The organism is Salinivibrio sp. KP-1 (genome assembly GCF_000968645.1).
Classification (GTDB): Bacteria; Pseudomonadota; Gammaproteobacteria; order Enterobacterales; family Vibrionaceae; genus Salinivibrio; species Salinivibrio siamensis.
Window position 1 is genome coordinate 578,218 of the sequence record NZ_LAQR01000001.1, and the last position, 17,835, is coordinate 596,052.

Annotated in this window: 12 protein-coding genes; 3 read left to right on the forward strand and 9 right to left on the reverse strand. The window is 51.1% G+C overall.

Features of this window, described 5'->3' with window-relative positions; translation table 11 throughout:
- Positions 1–176: 176 nt before the first annotated feature.
- The 4 genes from WN56_RS02585 to WN56_RS02600 all read right to left on the reverse strand — a co-directional run bounded on the left by WN56_RS02585 (position 177) and on the right by WN56_RS02600 (position 5,578).
- Complete coding sequence (locus WN56_RS02585) at positions 177–1,364, reverse strand: hypothetical protein (protein WP_046073472.1); 1,188 nt, start codon at positions 1,362–1,364, stop codon at positions 177–179.
- Between the two features lie 350 nt (positions 1,365–1,714).
- Positions 1,715–1,966, reverse strand: a complete 252-nt coding sequence (locus WN56_RS02590) for a hypothetical protein (protein ID WP_046073473.1) — start codon at positions 1,964–1,966, stop codon at positions 1,715–1,717.
- A gap of 458 nt (positions 1,967–2,424) precedes the next feature.
- Positions 2,425–4,725, reverse strand: a complete 2,301-nt coding sequence (locus tag WN56_RS02595) for an acyl-CoA dehydrogenase (RefSeq protein WP_046073474.1) — start codon at positions 4,723–4,725, stop codon at positions 2,425–2,427.
- Between the two features lie 166 nt (positions 4,726–4,891).
- Positions 4,892–5,578, reverse strand: a complete 687-nt coding sequence (locus tag WN56_RS02600) for a TetR/AcrR family transcriptional regulator (protein ID WP_046073475.1) — start codon at positions 5,576–5,578, stop codon at positions 4,892–4,894.
- A 499-nt stretch (positions 5,579–6,077) separates the two neighbouring features.
- Between WN56_RS02600 and WN56_RS02605 the strand changes: the two genes are divergently transcribed.
- On the forward strand, positions 6,078–8,792 hold the full coding sequence (locus WN56_RS02605; protein ID WP_046073476.1) for a DUF2339 domain-containing protein: 2,715 nt from the start codon (positions 6,078–6,080) through the stop codon (positions 8,790–8,792).
- Positions 8,793–9,122: 330 nt separating this feature from the next.
- On the opposite strand, the gene WN56_RS02610 is transcribed toward WN56_RS02605, so the two are convergent.
- Positions 9,123–9,977 carry an NAD(P)H-binding protein gene (locus tag WN56_RS02610; RefSeq protein WP_052708004.1) on the reverse strand — a complete coding sequence of 285 codons (855 nt, stop codon included), beginning with the start codon at positions 9,975–9,977 and terminating at the stop codon, positions 9,123–9,125.
- A 333-nt stretch (positions 9,978–10,310) separates the two neighbouring features.
- On the opposite strand from WN56_RS02610, the gene WN56_RS02615 reads away from it, so the two are divergent.
- A complete protein-coding gene (locus WN56_RS02615; RefSeq protein ID WP_046073477.1) occupies positions 10,311–11,165 on the forward strand; it encodes a MurR/RpiR family transcriptional regulator in 855 nt (284 codons plus the stop codon).
- Positions 11,166–11,322: 157 nt separating this feature from the next.
- Entirely contained in the window at positions 11,323–12,768 is a 1,446-nt protein-coding gene (gene pyk, locus WN56_RS02620; RefSeq protein ID WP_046073478.1) for a pyruvate kinase, read from the forward strand.
- A 133-nt stretch (positions 12,769–12,901) separates the two neighbouring features.
- Here pyk and WN56_RS02625 read toward each other — a convergent pair whose 3' ends face one another.
- The 4 genes from WN56_RS02625 to WN56_RS02640 form a co-directional block, all read right to left on the reverse strand.
- Positions 12,902–13,525: a GNAT family N-acetyltransferase gene (locus WN56_RS02625; RefSeq protein WP_231637389.1), complete on the reverse strand. Its 624-nt coding sequence runs from the start codon at positions 13,523–13,525 to the stop codon at positions 12,902–12,904.
- Entirely contained in the window at positions 13,506–15,047 is a 1,542-nt protein-coding gene (tyrR, locus tag WN56_RS02630) for a transcriptional regulator TyrR (protein ID WP_046073479.1), read from the reverse strand. Before tyrR ends, WN56_RS02625 begins: the two co-directional genes overlap by 20 nt.
- A gap of 318 nt (positions 15,048–15,365) precedes the next feature.
- On the reverse strand, positions 15,366–16,388 hold the full coding sequence (locus tag WN56_RS02635; protein WP_046073480.1) for a YcjF family protein: 1,023 nt from the start codon (positions 16,386–16,388) through the stop codon (positions 15,366–15,368).
- An 11-nt stretch (positions 16,389–16,399) separates the two neighbouring features.
- The gene (locus tag WN56_RS02640; RefSeq protein WP_046073481.1) at positions 16,400–17,791 is read right to left on the reverse strand and encodes a YcjX family protein; all 1,392 of its coding nucleotides are present in this window, start codon (positions 17,789–17,791) and stop codon (positions 16,400–16,402) included.
- Positions 17,792–17,835: the final 44 nt, after the last annotated feature.

Consider the following 17,835-nt stretch of genomic DNA (forward strand, 5'->3'; position numbering starts at 1 on the left):
TGAGAGAAAGTTGTCAATGTTCTTTGTCCAGCTTGGAATGAGGCAGATCTGAGCTAGCCAAATCAGCTAGCTCGAAGATGGACAAAATGTATCTTAAAACCCTTTTATGGTTTTACTGAAATAACATAATCTAGCGTATCGAAAACGGTCAAAATTCCATGGAAACATCAATCATATTATACATCTGAATTGCATGTTTTCTTTTGTAACTCAGCAACCACGGACTTGTTAAACTTTATATATCTATGTATTTGATCAAAAATCAAGAAACCTATTAGTGATTCCTTCATACCAATTGCTGATTCGTCTATGGCTCCGTGTGAAACTGAATTTCTGCTAGCAGGGTTAGTATCACTATGTGGATCATAGTTGCGAAAAAACATGTTAGTTAAGAAAGTGCTGAATTGTTCTGGGAAATAGCGTGAGAATGAATACGACCTATTGGATATATTTTGGGCAATATGTTTAGAGAGACTTGTTTGATTCTGCCCCTTTTTTTCAGGATTAGACATTAGAAAATCATCCCTAAGAGCAGACTCTAGTCTTGGGTATAGCAAATGAACGGCAGTATCATAATCTCCTTGATTATGAAATTTTAGTGCTTTTTCAACTCTTCCTTTATGTTTTGCTAAAGAGCTGTCGGTGTTAGAAAAAATACTATCCAACCACTGTTGATGACCTAAGATGAACTCTTTATTTATATCTTCTAGAATATGTGAATAATCCCAATCATGAATAATATGCTGTATTAATGTTTTTTGTTTTTCATATGTTGTAAAGGCAAATGGGAACCAACCAGATGAGGTGACTTTTTTCCAGTCATTTTCAGATACATCATAGGTCTCATAGAATAATACCCTACTATATCCGTAACTCAAAAAATCCGTAACAGAATAATCAATTTCTGTCTTGTTATCATTCTCCAGAAGTGGCCCGAAATCATAGTAAAAGACTCGATCCCAGCCATGATCGAGCAAGGCCAAATAGGCGCAATCTTTTGGGAACTCAATTCCTTCAAAAGATACTTCTTGAACATGCAATATGTCATTTAAATGGACAGGGTCTCCTTTTTTTATTTCACCGACTCTGCCTACTGATATTTTGGCAAGTACATCGGATTCGTTTATGTAGACCTTTGCTTCCAGTTCATTGTTTATAATGGCGACAAATGTCTTAATCGTGTGAGGTTGAAATGAAGTCGGCAACTTGCTTAGGATGGTATCAAGAGATTTAACTTTTCGTATAAATTCCCTGCCTTCAGATTGGACTGTCAAACCTCTGTACTCAATCGCAGCTCTATCTCCTGACTTAGCAGGGGCAACTGCATATCCTACGAGCCTCTCGTCCAACTTAATCTTATACATCACAGCCTCAATTCATTTTTAAGTAATTTGTCTATACACACTATAACGTTTCTGTTGACACTACATGCATAAAAAAATTTGGTCAAATGATAGTTTGTTAAAGTGAGACTTCGAGAAATCTCAACTCACTTTGGGGCAAAGGTGTGTTTGGTTATACGCATACAAAGAAGGCAGACCAATGGTCTGCCTTCTTTAACTTGCCTTCCGGCTAAATTTGAATCTTGCCTCGCGGCTGTACTCATAGTCTAACAATAATACGTTCGTGTTTGAAGTATAGCGTTTGTTCGAGCTGGGGCATTTTTATGTTACACGCCCGCCGCACAACTCTGGACAAAAGTGCGTTGCAGTTATTAACTGGGGAAGTGTTTTTCCTCATACTCTTCAACCAATGCAGCGAGCCTTTCAAGTTCGTTACCTTCAGGAGTGCTAGGTTCCGCTGCATCAAACAGTGATTCAATTCGCTTCAACGCGGCCTTGTAGTCACTTTCAGAAATTTCAAGGCTCAACTCATCCACTGTTACCTCTGCTAATTCGTCACTATGCACTGTATGGGGTGTCATCCCCTCGACCAGTTCTTTTTCATATAACCGTTTTTTGCTCACAACTCGTCTTTCCATTCAAAATGAGATTAGATAATTTATAGCATACTGACTATTAGCTACAGCGTAAGGTTTTGTCCTAAAACACGTAATGGGGCAGAAAGGAGTTTGACAACATCGCACCTACTCGATCCCAATCAGCAAAAAAAACACTGCTCCTATAAGAACTATGCTTTCTTCCAGTTCACCCACACAATCTTAGATATTAACCATTATAATGAACGTTACACCTTTAGGGATTCATAACATATTCAACGTCCCTCACAAAATTGAGGCTAAGGATAAATACTAACGCCTGCCTATGCATCCCCTTTTACGGAAAAAGGGCAAAAATACCCAGTGGTTGGAGGTGTTGCAGGCAAGAATAGTGGGCAAGATCTCAGCATTGTGTCCCCAAGTGTCAGCGCCAATAAAAAAGCGCCTGCGAGGTGCAGACGCTTTTTCGCGCAAGTTAGCGACCTTTATGCCGCTTTGCTTGGATTGGGCTTGGCAATGGCACCGCCTTCTAACTGGCTGGAGGTAAACCATTCGGCTTTAAAGTCATCCACTTGTACCGCATAAGCACGCAGTGCATCAGCCTCTAGCAGTTTGTCACGCGCCTCGGCAGTAATGAGATTTTGCTCAACCGCTTGTTGCGAGCGATCCGCCAAGCTGGCTTTGCCATCAATCTGCTTGGCTTTCACCGCTTTGATCAAGGCTTTTTCGGTGTCACGACACGCCCACATTGCGGTAAACGCACGCTCCATCACCGCCACCGGATCGTCGGCTTTGTCGCCCACATAGCATAAGTGCGTCCAACGGTCGCGCTCTGCGCTCGGTGTCATTAACTGCTCGGCAATCTGATTAAGCAGCTTGTCAGAGGGCATTTTGTAGTGCATGCCGAGCGGGAACAAGAGCACACGTAGGCTGCGGCCCACCCCTTTGGCAGGGAAGTTATTAAAGGCCCCATCAAACGCTTTGGCACACTGGGCTAGGCAATATTGCAGCGCATAGTGCACCATCGGCAGATCTTGGCTCGGACGGCCTTCATCTTCGTAGCGCTTCAACGTTGCCGACGCCATATAAAGATGGCTCAGAACATCCCCCAGACGCGCGGACAGCATTTCTCGGCGTTTCAGCTCACCGCCAAGAGACAACATCGCGACATCGGTGGTCACCGCCAGTGCACGACTCATGCGGGTAAGGTGACGATAGTATTTGGCCGTCTCGCCACTCACCGGCGCGCGGTTGGTCAGCGATCCGGTCAGCGCGTTGACCAGCCCCATCACACTGTTTTTAGTGGCATGGCCAATGTGTTTAAACAGCAATTTATCAAACGCTTGGGCGCCGGCCTCTTGGTCTGGGTTCGCCGCCGCTTCCATCTCCTTAAGCACGTAAGGATGGCAACGGGTCGCCCCCTGACCAAAGATCATTAGGTTGCGGGTAAGAATATTCGCGCCTTCCACCGTGATTGCCACCGGAATACCAAAGTAATGATGGCCAATGTAGTTTAGGGGCCCCAACTGAATCGCACGACCCGCGTGCACATCCATCGAGTCATTCAAGATGGTGCGCGCAATTTCGGTCATGTGATATTTGGAAATTGCGGTGATGATCGCCGGTTTTTCTCCCTGATCAAGCGCGGTGGTGGTCAGGGTGCGGGTCGATTCAATTAAGTAGTTCAACCCGCCCATGCGGCCTAGGGCTTCTGCTACCCCTTCAAAGCGGCCAATGTGCATACCAAATTGTTTACGCACATAACTGTAAGCGCCTGTGGTACGGGTGGCGAGATGCCCTACCGCCGTCCCCAGTGCGGGTAACGAGATCCCTCGACCGGCTGACAGACACTCCACCAGCATGCGCCAACCGCGGCCAACGTAGTCTTTACCGCCGATGACCCAATCAATCGGAATAAATACATCTTCACCCTTGGTGGTGCCGTTCATAAATGCCATGTTGAGCGGATTGTGACGATCGCCAATTTCAACGCCAGGGTGTTCTGCGGGGACCAGGGCACAGGTGATGCCAAGCTCTTTTTTGTCTCCCAGCAGGCCGTCTGGATCGCCCAGTTTAAACGCCAAGCCCACCACGGTCGCCACGGGGGCCAGAGTAATGTAGCGTTTGTTCCAGCTTAAGCGGATCCCCAGCACTTGTTCACCATTGTGTTCACCCATGCACACCACGCCGCGGTCTGGAATACTCCCAGCATCGGAGCCTGCTTCTGGGCCAGTTAGGCCAAAGCACGGCACTTCACGGCCATCGGCCAAGCGTGGCAGCCAGTAGTCGCGCTGGTCTTGGGTACCATAATGGGTCAGCAGTTCACCCGGCCCCAGTGAGTTAGGCACCATCACGGTCACCGCTGCGCTTAAGCTACGGGTGGCAATGCGCGATACGATGGTAGAGTTGGCAAGCGCCGAGAACGCGAGGCCACCGTATTCTTTGGGAATGATCAGCGAGAAAAAGCGCTCTTTTTTCAGATAATCCCAGACTTCTTCCGGCAGATCTTTTTGCTCTTGGACAATTTTAAAATCATCCAACATCGCCAGGAGGGTTTCTAGCTGGTTATCGATAAACGATTGCTCTTCCGCGCTTAACGCCGGCTTGCCATATTGGTGCAAGGTTTTCCAGTTCGGCGATCCGGAAAACAGTTCACCGTCCCACCACACACTGCCGGCTTCCATCGCTTCACGCTCAGTGGCGGATAACGGTGGCAGCACTTTTTTGAAGAAAGTAAACGCTTTATCACTCACCAGTGAACGACGTAATGAAGTTTGAGAGCTCATGATTCAGGTCCTTTTGTTGATCATGGTTGCACTCTTTTTACTGTTATTGTGCGACCAGAACGGGTTTTTACATTGCACTTCACGCACCGTGATACACCTGTCGCTGCGCTGAGTGGTTCAAATAAGCGGGACGCATCGCATCCTCGCTTGATGTGTTTTGATTGCCCTACTCCGCTTGTGACTCCGTCGCGAAGGCGAGCACTTGCCCCTGCTGTGCCATTGCCGCGGGTTTGGCGTTCATCCCTGCTGCTAGATACGGAATTAAGCGGTCAACGATCGCTTCAGTATCAAGGGTGCGACCAAAATCGTTTTCGGCAATATCACGCAACGCTTCGCTGGACGCCATGGTGAAAATGGCCGCCCCAAGGGTGAAGTGTAAATGCCAAAACACCGCCTCTGACGTCAGTGCGGGGTTGGCTTTGCGTACCGCTTGGTTAAACAGCGATAGCACGTGTTCGTAACGGGTGGTGATAAACCAACGTAAATGGCCTTGTACATCGGTATAACCGCGGCCAATCAGTTGCATAAAGGTGGCTGCACCATGTAGCCGATACGCATCAAGCGCAAGCACTGGCTGTTTTGCGCATAAGAACACTTGTTCCATCGTGCAATCTGGTCGCACTAAGAGCGCTTGCAGCTGCTCACCGAGCGCTGGCATAAACGCTTCGAGGTAGCGTCCGAGCACGGCACGCACCAGTGATTTTTTGTCGCCAAAGTGATAGTTCACTGAGGCAAGGTTAACGCCAGCCTTGCTGGTAATCGTGCGTAACGACGTTTCTTTAAACCCGTGCTCGGCGAAGAGCTGCTCCGCGGCATCCAGAATTTTTGCTTTGGTGTCGCCTCGTCCTGCCATTGTTCATTCACCTGTATTAAACGCTTGTTTAACTTTATACCCAGACATGGATTTTAACAAGCCTGAAACACACACGCATCGCATGAGTAACATCACATTATTGAGTGATTTCGCCGAGACAGCGACCAGGTGGGTTTATACCCGCGTTTGCTGCATGACCGTATATTGTTTGGTAAATCATGATGACGTTTTGCGCGCTTGGCTGACTATGTAACGCGTTGAATAAAAATGGTTAAGCAGCCAGCTCTGCCACGCTCTCAGCCATGGCTGTGCTTTTTTTGAACAAAAGTGGGAACCCATTCGCATTTCTGGTAGTCACACCTTGTGCCACTGCTTTTTCTAGAAGACTTTTCTTCTATGCCCACTCGCCGTTTGCTTGTGGGCTTTTTTATGCACTTGCTCCCAAGTTTTGACTTTTCTTGTCGCGATTACGCCAATTCATTCGGCCTCGCTGTACAGTGTGCACGCATTTAGTGACAACGGGCTTGGTTAACGCGATATGGAATCCTTACTCCTCTTAGTGTTTATCGCCAGTTTGGTGATGCTTATTGGTGGTATTTGTGGCCTCTCGGCCCTATTCAAAGTCAACGCACTCAATCGAGAGCTCTCGGAAGTGCGCCATACCCTTTCCCAGTTGCAATCGAAAGCGGACGCTGACGCGGTGCCGACGTCCACTCAAGCCAACCTCACGGCTGAGGCTCACACAGAGCCGGTTGAAGCTGGCCGCGATACAGACGCGGCTATGGTATCGCGTGATAGCCACCCATTAACGCAGGAAGCGCTTGCCACATCGACCCAGCATGCGCCATCTAACACTGAGCCCAGTGTTGCAGAGCCGGTCGCAACCAACGCCGCCCATACCGCCTCTGACGCGCAATCATCAGGCGATAACCGTCATCGTCTCGCTTGGCTTGAGCGCGCGAAGCAACAGTGGCTGGTTTGGAGTGGCGCCGGTATTTTTACCCTCGGCGGGCTTTTCTTAATTTCCTACCTGATCAGTGAAGGTTATTTTCCTCCGTTAGCCCGCCTTGGCTTGGGAGCGCTGTTTGGCGTCGGCTTGATTGTTGGCAGTGAATGGCTGCACGATAAGTTGCGCCGGTATACGCAAATTGATTGGCCGAGCTATGTGCCGGCTGCGATTGCGAGCGCGGGCTTTATCAGCTTGTTTGGCCTGACCTTGATGGCGGCGACGCCCTATCAGTTTATTTCCGAGCCAGTCGCCGTCGTGATGCTGGCGCTGATCTCGCTCGCTGCCACCTTCTACGGGCTTAGATTTGGTCCGTTACTGACCGTTGTCGGGCTCATCGGGGCGTATGGCGCGCCATTGTTCTCTACCAGTGCCACCCCCAGCTACGGATTGCTCGCCAGTTATTTCTTGCTCGTCGCTGCCACCATCACCTATGTGGCTCAGCGCGTCGAGCGCCGATGGCTATGGTATAGCTTGTGGGGGATGCACCTTGCTTGGCTGTTTGCTTTTGCGCATTTTTCGGTGCCATTGCTTATCGTTACCGGGTTTGCCCTCGGCTCTGTGTACCTATTAGTCGCGGTGCCAACGTTGGGGTGGTTACTCAAACCAACATCTGACGCGCCACTGTCTTGGCGCACCCTTGTCGATATTCGAGCTTGGCACCATCACGCACTCGATACTTGGCTGATGCTGGCAATAATGTTTATTGCCTCTACTGCAGCGTTTTCTTTACCGTTTACGGTCGGGATGCCATTGATGGCCGCGTTGGTGGCATGGCTTTATCTCGCGCCGCTTTTCTCCGCACGCTGGGATGCGTGGCCGGTGCTGGGCTTAGCTTGGGTCGCCCTCTGGTTATGGTTCGGTGATCTTGCCCGCGACCCACTTGCCCAGCAGGTTGGCTTGGGGATGGGTGTCATTACCCTGCTCTATGGCTTAGCCCTAGGTAAACGGTCACCGCAACGTATCCATTTTATCTGGCTAGCGTGCCTGGCCACGCCCTTCATGGTGAGCCTTAATGCGAAGGTGACAGGCGCGTTTTGGGGGGGAACGCTTGCGTACGCGTCTAGCGCACCGTTATGGGCGGCTTGCCTCGCCGGTGGCGGCGCGGTGTTAGCGGCCTTTACTCGTCATTTTAAAGGTACCGATCAGGCCCATGTTCTGGCTCGATTGAGCCTTTGGTGTGGCGTCAATGCCCACCTGGCGCTCGCGTTAACGTTGCTGCTGAGCGATTACGCTCTGACCTTGGCCTTGACCGCGCAAGCAGTGGTGATGCTTTGGCTCACCCATCAATACCGGATAGCGCTCGCCAATTGGGTGATCCAAGCACTGCTCAGCGTGGTGCTCGCGCGCGCGACCTTGTTATTGCTCTCCACCCATCATATGGCATCACTGCCAGACACATTATGGCTTTATCCGTCGCTTGGGCTGTTGATTTATGTTGGTCAGCGCTGGGTCCAAAACCACACACTGCCCGCTTGGCTCACTGGCGCGCAACTGCAACTCGCCGCGCTGTGGCTCACAAGTGCAACACTGTGGCTATGTGATCTTCAAGGGCTGACCAGCGTGATGCACTCGATTTCTGGCGCGGTGGTCATGAGCATGAACTGGTTATTATTGGCGTGTGTGTATCTTTATCGTGCTCGCGCCGCGCGGACGTTCGCGTTTTTGTACCGTATCGGCGGCATCGCCCTCTTAGTCTTAAGTGCACTCACCCAATTTATTCTCTTTTTCGAGCATAACCCATACGTTGAGAGGGTCTCGATTGGTGACTCGCCACTTGCCAGTTTACTCTGGCCTTGGTGGGGCGTTCCTTTGCTCGCGTGTGTGTGGTTAGCGAAATGGGGATATCCATCGCTACCCTTGCCAAAAGCCCGAGTGCAAACAGCGGCCAGCACCTGTGCCGCGGTGTTTGGTTTTTTGCTGGTTAACGGTTTGATCCGTCAGACTTGGCAAGGCGATACCATTGCCCTGTCGCAATTGACCTCACATGCAGAGCTGTATACCTACTCATTGGTATGGTTGGCAATAGGGAGTTTGAGCTTGCTGGGTGGCTACTGGCAGCAATCGGTACGGGTACAGCAGGGCGCAATGGCGGTGTTGGCGCTAGTAATCCTAAAAGTGTTCCTGGTTGATATGGCAAGTTTAGAGGGGCTGATGCGAGCATTGTCCTTTATTGGCCTTGGGCTTTGCTTGGTGGCGTTGGGTGGATTGTTCCAATGGCTCAAGCAACGGCAATGGGCCGCCTAACCCGACGTCGGTGACACGCTAGGCCATCTCACGCTATTGCAATCGCTGTGTTGCAATAGCGTGAGATGGCGGCATTAATTGCCGCCATTTATGAGACAAGCGTCACATCTACATCGCCTATTGATTAAATATCACGACTTTTTTTAATTTGTAGGAACTTCTTTAAATTCGCCCAGTCCTAATGGGTGCATCGGTAAGAAATGCCTTATCCCCCTCAGAACGTGAGGGAGCATGATTCATCTTTCTTTCCGACCTGCTGCTGCTTTTTCTACTTACTTTAGAGTTTGTTTGTCTCTACCTTTATTTTTGCCCACCTTGTGTGGGCTTTTTTTATTTTGGGGCTGGGTCGTCCGAAGTCACCTGACCATCTGCGATCATTTGATACGGTGAGGCATAACGTAAGTTAAGTCCCAGTTGCGATAGCGTCTGCGAGGCATCAATCCATTTACCATCGCCTGAACTTGGCTGATACTCAGGCGGTGTTAACCCCATTTCACGCGCTGCCCAGCCGTAGTACACACTTTTCGCTGGGTGCAGTTCCGCGCACAGATGAAAGGTGTGACCCCATTGACGCTGATGGATAATCGCACTGATCGCCGCCATCACATCACTGCGGTGGATCAAGTTTACCGGCTCATTGCCACCTGATAAGCCTTGTCGACCCGCGAGCATAGTTGAAGGATGACGCGCACCGCCAATCAACCCCGCGAGCCGCATGATTGTTCCTTTCTCTCCATACGTTTCGCGCAGATGCGCTTCGATATGTTCGTGTGCTTTGCCCGACGCCGTGGTGGCGGCGGTCGCGGTGTGCTCGGTCACCTGCCCTTTAAGCTCCCCGTATACAGAAGTGGTGCTGATAAAGAGCACATGCTCAACGCCTGCTTGGGCCAGGCGGTCGATAAACGCGCACATGGCATCGCGGTATGCATCAAAGTCGGCGTGACGACGCCCCGCCGCGATATTGATCACCACGATGTCAGTCTCGAGCAATGCCGCCGCTGATTGATAATCCGGCGCCATCACATCAAACGGCACCACGGTGGTCGCCAGCGTCTCGCTCAATGCTTGCGCCGAGGCTGGCTCACGTTTGGTCCCCACCACGTGGTGTCCAGCGCCAAGTAGGTGTGACGCCAGCGGTTGGCCCAACCAACCACATCCACAAATTCCAACTTTCAATCCTGACACACGCGCTCCTTATGATTACCTAGGGTTACGTAATTATTTTTCAATGTAATGGTTAACACCACCCAATTCGGCTGATTTTTGACCATTTATTTATTTCGCGCTGTAAATATATTCCTTAATTATGTAAGGAAATAACTAAAAGCGTGAATGGTGACAAAGTTTTTATGCTCAGATAGTCATAATAATGTCATTACAATCCGCGAGAGGATAGACTATCTGTTACTAAACGGCAGTCAAAAGCCGTGGTGAATGACGCACTTAACACTTCATTGATGCTCGCTCTCATCGAGCGACAGTTTTTAACTTTGGTCTTGAACGTAAGCGGTAACTCAGATGAATACTCTGGAAAAAATACAAAAAAATCTTGAAAACTTCAGCAAATCTGAAAGAAAAGTTGCTGAAATCATTGTCGCCTCCCCTCAAACCGCTATTCACTCGAGTATTGCGACTTTGGCAAAGATGGCTGATGTGAGCGAGCCAACGGTTAACCGTTTTTGTCGTCGCCTAGATACCAAAGGCTTCCCGGACTTTAAACTTCACTTGGCACAAAGCTTGGCCAACGGCACCCCGTATGTGAACCGCAACGTTGAAGAGAACGATGGTGCGGATGCTTACACGGCGAAGATTTTTGAGTCAACCATGGCCTGTTTGGATGTAGCGAAAAACAGCATCGACACGCACCAAATTAACCGCGCGGTCGACATGCTAACCCAGGCGAAAAAAATCGCCTTTTTCGGGTTGGGCGCATCCGCATCGGTCGCGCATGACGCGCAAAACAAGTTCTTCCGTTTTAACATTCCGGTGGTGTGCTTTAACGACATCGTGATGCAACGAATGAGCTGTATTAACTGTAATGATGGCGATGTGGTGGTGATGATTTCACACACAGGGCGTACCAAAAGCTTGGTTGATGTGGCTAATTTAGCGCGTGAAAACGGTGCCACTGTTATCGGCATCACGCAACGCGACTCGCCGCTAGATAAAGTGTGTTCCCACACCATCCAGCTCGATGTGCCAGAAGACACGGACGAATATATGCCAATGGCAAGCCGGGTCGTGCAAATGACGGTTATCGACGTGCTAGCAACAGGCTTCACGCTTCGCCGTGGCCCAGGATTTAGAGATAACTTGAAGCGTGTCAAAGAAGCCATTCGCGATTCACGCTTTCATAAAGAATCCCTGACCTAACTAAAAGGAGTGCGTTGGCACTCCTTTTTTGTGTCATCTTTTCGACGTTTTTGATGCGCTACACTGATGTCAGCATGTCGTCGAATCCAGACTTGGCGGTGATGTTGCCCTTTCTGCACTATCCATTAAAACATCACCCTGTATATAGGAGTTAATCATGTCTGCAAAACTGAGAAGAACGAAGATTGTTACCACATTAGGCCCTGCCACCGACAAAGACAGTGTGTTGGAGTCAATTATTGTCGCCGGTGCTAACGTCGTTCGCCTCAACTTCTCTCACGGCAGTGCGGAAGACCACATTAAACGCGCCGATCAAGTGCGCGCGATTGCGGCGCGACTTGGCCGCCACGTGGGTATTTTGGGTGATTTGCAAGGCCCTAAAATCCGTGTTTCGACCTTTAAAGACGGTGCCATTACTCTCTCCGTTGGCGATAAGTTCACGTTAGATGGCGAGCTCTCGCCTGGCATGGGCGACCAAGACGCGGTCGGCCTTGATTATAAAGCTCTGCCCCAGGACGTCACCAATGGCGATATTCTGCTGCTTGATGATGGCCGCGTACAGCTCAAGGTACTGGCGGTTGAAGGGGCCAAAGTGCATACCGAAGTCACGGTAGGCGGCAAGCTCTCTAACAACAAAGGGATCAACAAAAAAGGCGGAGGCCTGTCTGCCCCTGCACTGACGGAAAAAGACAAGCAAGACATTCTGACTGCCGCCAAAATTGGCGTCGACTTCTTAGCGATCTCCTTCCCGCGCAACGGCCAAGATATGCACTATGCCCGCTCTTTGGCGCGCGACGCTGGCTTGGATGCGCGTTTGGTGGCCAAAGTAGAACGTGCCGAAACCGTGGTTAGTGATGAGAGTATCGACGACATTATTGAAGCGTCTGATGTGGTGATGGTGGCGCGCGGTGATCTTGGTGTGGAAATTGGCGACCCAGAATTGGTTGGGGTACAAAAGCAGCTCATTCGCCGCGCGCGCAGCATGAACCGTTTGGTGATCACCGCCACCCAGATGATGGAATCAATGATTTCCGCCCCCATGCCTACGCGCGCGGAAGTGATGGATGTGGCCAATGCGGTGCTCGATGGCACCGATGCAGTGATGCTATCGGCAGAAACCGCTGCCGGTCAGTTCCCACTGGAAACAGTACGCTCAATGGCTGAAGTGTGTGTCGGGGCTGAGAAGATGCCGTCGGTTAACGTATCGAATCACCGCCTAGACCGCCAGTTTGATAGCCAAGAAGAAACAGTCTCTATGGCGACCATGTACGCGGCGAACCATATGAAAGGGGTCAAAGCCATGGTGTCGCTGACCGAATCGGGCCGTACAGCCTTGATGATGTCACGTATCTCATCCGGTAAGCCGATTTTCGCGTTATCGCGTCATGAACATACGCTTAACCGTGCCGCACTCTATCGTGGTGTTACCCCGGTGTATTTTGACAGTGACAGCGGTGCCGGCTTACAAGTGGCGGAGCGCGCCCTGCAAACCTTAAAAGAAGGTGGCTTTTTGGCCGAGGGAGACCAGGTGATCATGACCCAAGGCGATCAGATGGAAGTGATTGGCTCTACCAACACCATGCGTGTGCTGACAGTGAAATAGTCGTGCTCTCACGCCTGCTATGTAAATAACTCGCGGACAAAGCGCATACTAGAAACGCAAAAGGCGACCTAATCGGGTCGCCTTTATTATTACCTGTGGGTGACTGCTGGAGCATCCGTGAGACGGTCGCCGGTCAGGCCGGTTTAGGTCGCCAGTGCGGATTGATGTGCGCCATTAGAATATGATCTTCCCATCGGCCATTAATCAACAAGTAATCACGCGCTCGGCCTTCATATTCAAACCCCACTGCCTCTAGCACCTTGGCACTACGCTGGTTACACGGCATGTAGGAAGCACACACACGATGGATATGGACGTTATCGAATAGCCACTGATTGGTCGCGGCGAGCGCTCGACGCATGATCCCTTGTCCTTGTGCCGCTTCATCTAACGAGTAGCCCACGGTGCACGAATAAGACGGGTATTGCATCACACTGGTATAAGAAATCACCCCTAACACGTGAGGCGAGTCTTGCTTGGCGATCAAAAAATAATAAGCCAGCTGATGCTTTTGTAACTCCATCAGCTGCAGCACGCGCCGCTTCCATCCCTGTTCAGTATAAAAGCCAGCCGCACGCTCAGGCTCCCAAGGGGCGAGAAAATCACGGTTGCGCTGAAAGTATTGCACCACCCGGGTCACGTCCTCGTGACTGATGGCATCTATGCGTAGCTCATCAACGGACAAACGCGGGAAGTGACTCACTGACGTCTGATACATACTGGCTTCCGGCATCAGCTTACTTTTTACCAATCCCATAGTCGCGCAGTTTATTGGCAATCGCGGTGTGCGAGACATCCAACCGTTTAGCCAGCTTGCGCGTTGAAGGGTAGCTTCGATACAGGTTATGCAAAATCCCCGACTCGTAACGCTTCATGATTTCATCTAACGAGCCATCCATCGATTCTTCACTCATAAACTGGGTGTTTTCAATTTCTGGCAGTTGGACGTCATCAATCGTCATCACTTCTGCGTCAATTTGGGTCATCGCATGAAGCAACACATTGCGTAACTGGCGGATATTCCCGGGCCACGCGTAGTGGGTAAGATAGTCCGCCAACGCCTCATCGATGCGCGGCTTGGATTGCCCTAAATCGGCAGCAAATTGTTTGACGAACAGTTCTGCAAGCGGCATCACGTCGGCCGTTCGCTCTCTAAGTGGTGGGACAGTGAGCGATAACACATTGAGACGATAGAAGAGATCTTCACGGAACTGATGGGCCGCCACCAGCTCAGGCAAGTTTTTCTGTGTTGAACAGATCACTCTTACATCCACCTGCATCTCGCGTTCTTCCCCCACGCGGCGGAAGGTACCATCTTGCATAAAGCGCAATAGCTTCACTTGCAGGTGGCGGCTCATTTCGCCCACTTCGTACAAGAATACCGTGCCGCCATCCGCTTGCTCTAAGATGCCTTTTTTGGCGCTACCGCCTTCTTCGGCGGCCGCCATACCAAACAATTCGGTTTCAGCGGCGTTATCCGGCATAGAGACGCAGTTAACGAGTAGGAAAGGTTTGTCTGCGCGCAAGGAGTGACGGTGGCAGGCACGCGCTATCATTTCTTTACCTGTGCCCGTTTCGCCTTGTACTAAGAGAGGTGCATCCAACATCGCCAGCTTTTTCGCTTGGCTAATAAGCTGCTTAAACTTGTTTGACTGACCCACAAGATGATCAAACCCGTGATCGCTCGGGGTACGGAACACAGTTTGCGAGGTGTTATTCATCGCCACCTGCTTGAGCTGCACCACCGCACTCACCAATACAGGCTGCTCACTTTCGTCATTGATGTGCACTGGCATCACTTCCATGAGGAAGTCGAGTCCAGCCATTACCACCATACGACAGCTTTGGCTGGCTTCTTCTTTTTCCAGCCAATGGGCAAACTGAAAGTCAGGAAACACGCTGTTTGCATGTTCATCGATAAGCTGGTGTTCACTCGAGCCAATCAAGTCTTGCGCCGCCTTGTTGGCCATATCAATGTAGCCATCGAGGTTAATCGACACCACAGGATCGGTCAGGCTTTCAACTAACGCTCGCAACTCTTTATGTTCACGCTCAGCCGGTAAGAATTGTACTTTGCGTACGTCGGTGACCCCAGAAATGAGTCGAATTTCCGACATCAACTGGCTAAAGGCGTCGAATTCAATTTCCGGACAGTTGAGGTATATGATCCCGACCTGGTCAATTTCAATACCCCGCAGGTCGATGTCGCGGCGCACCAGAATATCGAGGAGTTCGCGGGTAAGCCCGATCCTATCTTCACAACAGACTTTCAGTCTCATAATGGATTCCTGTAACTTGACAGTGATACCCAATACCGGCAGCAAGCCTTTTTGCGATGAGTACCCTAAAACTATGCCCGCTTCAACGGGTTACTGAAGCATTCATCGTCGCGGCTGCATGCGCTGCATTAGCTGTCAGGATAAGTTGACACTGAAGCGGAGTTTGAGCGGGTTGGGGGGAACAGTCAAGCCCTGATGCGATTTTTGCCTTACGCCGTCACGTTTGTAGCACAGAGAACACGCAATTAACTCACTGATTATTCAATGAATACCAATGTGGCTGGTAAGTCTACCTACCAGCCACCTTACCGGCGTGGACTATGACGCGTCTTGTTGACGCTTCCCCACCAGCCGCTTTACCAACTCACGGCGAAGTTGTGACAGGCTAGGCGCGGCTTGACCATGCCAAGGCAGTGGCCGCATGAGTGTCATGGTTTTAAGCCCCAACCGCGCGGTGAGCAGGCCAATGCCGAGCCCCTGCGCCACCCGGCCTGATACTCGGCCAGCGATATTGACGGACAACACATCAAAGCCCACATCGGTCATCGCCTCACTGGCACCCGCCAGCGCCATGTTAGTGAGCACCATTTTCAGTAGGCGAAAACGTGCTTTAACGCCCAGTTGGATCCCGTAGATCTGCGCGATACGCGTCATCAAATGAAAATTACGCCAAGCAACCAACAACATGTCTGCCGCCGCCAACGGGCTCACCGCTACCATGAGTGCCGCCTCTTGCGCGTGCTTGGTTACCAGGTCACGCGCCGCTTTATCTTGCGCACTCAGTACTTGCTGCTCATAGAGACTCAGAATTTCACTGTCGTTATGTGTGGCCGCCAGTTGCTGCTGCCAGTTGGTAAAGGCTGCCGTTTGGGCCTGCCCGGTTTGCTCAGCCAATTGCTGACAAAACCGCTCTCCTTGCCCGACCGCATCACTGCTTAGCAGCTGTTCCGCTTGCTCCCGCACGGCTTCACGCTGAACCAAACGACGCATCGCCCGCCATTCTTTGCCCAGCACCACCAGTCCGGTTGTGGCAACCGCGACTAGCAGACCCTGCCAACCCAGACTCAACCAATCTCGTTCGAGCCAGCTTTGATAGACGCTGTCCGCCGATTGCCACACGGCGAGCAGCACAGTCACCAATAGCAAAAATGGCCACACGCGGCGACGTTTACGTGGCGAAGGCCTTAAGGTCGCATCAAGATCCGCATCCCACTCTTCACTCGAGACAGGGGTAAAATCGGTTTCCGATTCGAATTGGGTTCCTTGTTGTAATTGGCTTTCCGTGTCACGTTCTACGTCCACATTTTGTGCAAAGGTTTGTTTTGGCTTGTAGTGCGTCATAGCGCCCTCGCTTATCGAAATTTATCACCCAGCAAGTAATCCAGTGCCTTATCCATACGAATGTGCGGTAACGGCGCATCCAGTGGCGCTTGCTGAGGACGGAAAGAGGGAAAGTCAAATCCTTGCGTTTGCCAGAATGTTTCATCAGGTAGCTGCGCTGGCACATCGCCGGGATACAGGGTGACTGGCGAGTTGTCTGCAAGCACACCTTTTAGCGCACTCTGGCTATCGCCTTTTACCGTGACATAGCCTGGTGTGGTGGCTTCAATCGCGGCCACACTTTGACAACGCATATCAATGCCCTCAAACGCAGCTTGCTGCCACGCCTGATGAACGATTTGTTGTAATAAGCTCACCATATTTGGGTGTTGATCGGGCGTCACATGATCGGCTTTAGTGGCCGCAAACAATACCTTGTCAATCCGTGGTGAAAACAGCCGTTTCATCAGCCCTGACTTGCCATATTTAAAACTTTGCATCAGCTGCTCAACGGCAAGACGCATATCGTGAAATGCCGCCGGCCCTGCATTCAGGGGCTGCAACGTATCCACCAGGATCACTTGCCGGTCTATTTTGGCAAAATGCTCGCGGTAGAACTTGGCGACCACGTGCTCGCAATAATAGTCGTAGCGCGCTTTTAGCACCCCGTAATTCGAGTCTTTCCCGGCTTTGGCTAGGTCGTGTTCATTTTGGCTACCAACCCAAGGGAAGAATTGCACCACGGGCGCGCCCGCTAATTCACCTGGCAGCACAAATCGACCAGGCTGTACCCAGTGCAAGCCATCATGTGCTTTGCATTGGTGTAAAAACGCCGTGTAGTCTTCAGCAATTTCCGCCAGCCTTTTTTCATCAGCAGGGGCAAACGGGTCAAGAGCCGCAGCCTTAGTTGTCCAGGTGGAGGCCAGCTCGCCCCGACGGCCGGCGAGTAGCCCAGCTTGTTTGGCCGACCATTGCGAGTAGGTTTGGCTTAACAAGGGTAAATCGAGCAGCCACTCTCCGGGATAATCGACAATGTCCACGTATAGCGTGGCCATTTCGTTGATCGCTCTCAGGGCAGCCGACTGCGGTCGATAGCGCACCGCAAGGCGCACTTCACTGACATCACGTGTCGGCGACGGCCATACTGGCGGAGTTTGATGAAGCGCTTGCATAGCACTGTCGTAGTCAAAGGCTGGCAGGTGCATATGCGGGTGGGGTTCACGACGTGCGCCCAGCCCACGCCCCTGTTGCACCAGTGACATCAGCGGTAAGTTGGGCTCTGTGCCCAAATGCGTCAATTGATTGATAAGAGAGGTAATAAAGGCGGTTTTACCCGCACGAGAAAGACCGGTCACCGCGAGGCGAACATGACGGTCAGCCCCACGGCTCACCCACTGCTTCACGCGCCTTTTCACTGATGGCATAGGTTGATATGGCTCCTAGTTGGCCAAGCTGCCCAAACAGGGCA

Bases quoted from the DNA above. Each gene is read 5' to 3' on its own strand.
- pyk (WP_046073478.1), top strand. From the start codon at position 11,323: ATGTCTGCAAAACTGAGAAGAACGAAGATTGTTACCACATTAGGCCCT.
- WN56_RS02635 (WP_046073480.1), bottom strand. From the start codon at position 16,388: ATGACGCACTACAAGCCAAAACAAACCTTTGCACAAAATGTGGACGTA.
- WN56_RS02605 (WP_046073476.1), top strand. From the start codon at position 6,078: ATGGAATCCTTACTCCTCTTAGTGTTTATCGCCAGTTTGGTGATGCTT.
- WN56_RS02640 (WP_046073481.1), bottom strand. From the start codon at position 17,791: ATGCCATCAGTGAAAAGGCGCGTGAAGCAGTGGGTGAGCCGTGGGGCT.
- WN56_RS02595 (WP_046073474.1), bottom strand. From the start codon at position 4,725: ATGAGCTCTCAAACTTCATTACGTCGTTCACTGGTGAGTGATAAAGCG.
- WN56_RS02615 (WP_046073477.1), top strand. From the start codon at position 10,311: ATGAATACTCTGGAAAAAATACAAAAAAATCTTGAAAACTTCAGCAAA.
- WN56_RS02585 (WP_046073472.1), bottom strand. From the start codon at position 1,364: ATGTATAAGATTAAGTTGGACGAGAGGCTCGTAGGATATGCAGTTGCC.
- tyrR (WP_046073479.1), bottom strand. From the start codon at position 15,047: ATGAGACTGAAAGTCTGTTGTGAAGATAGGATCGGGCTTACCCGCGAA.
- WN56_RS02625 (WP_231637389.1), bottom strand. From the start codon at position 13,525: ATGGGATTGGTAAAAAGTAAGCTGATGCCGGAAGCCAGTATGTATCAG.
- WN56_RS02600 (WP_046073475.1), bottom strand. From the start codon at position 5,578: ATGGCAGGACGAGGCGACACCAAAGCAAAAATTCTGGATGCCGCGGAG.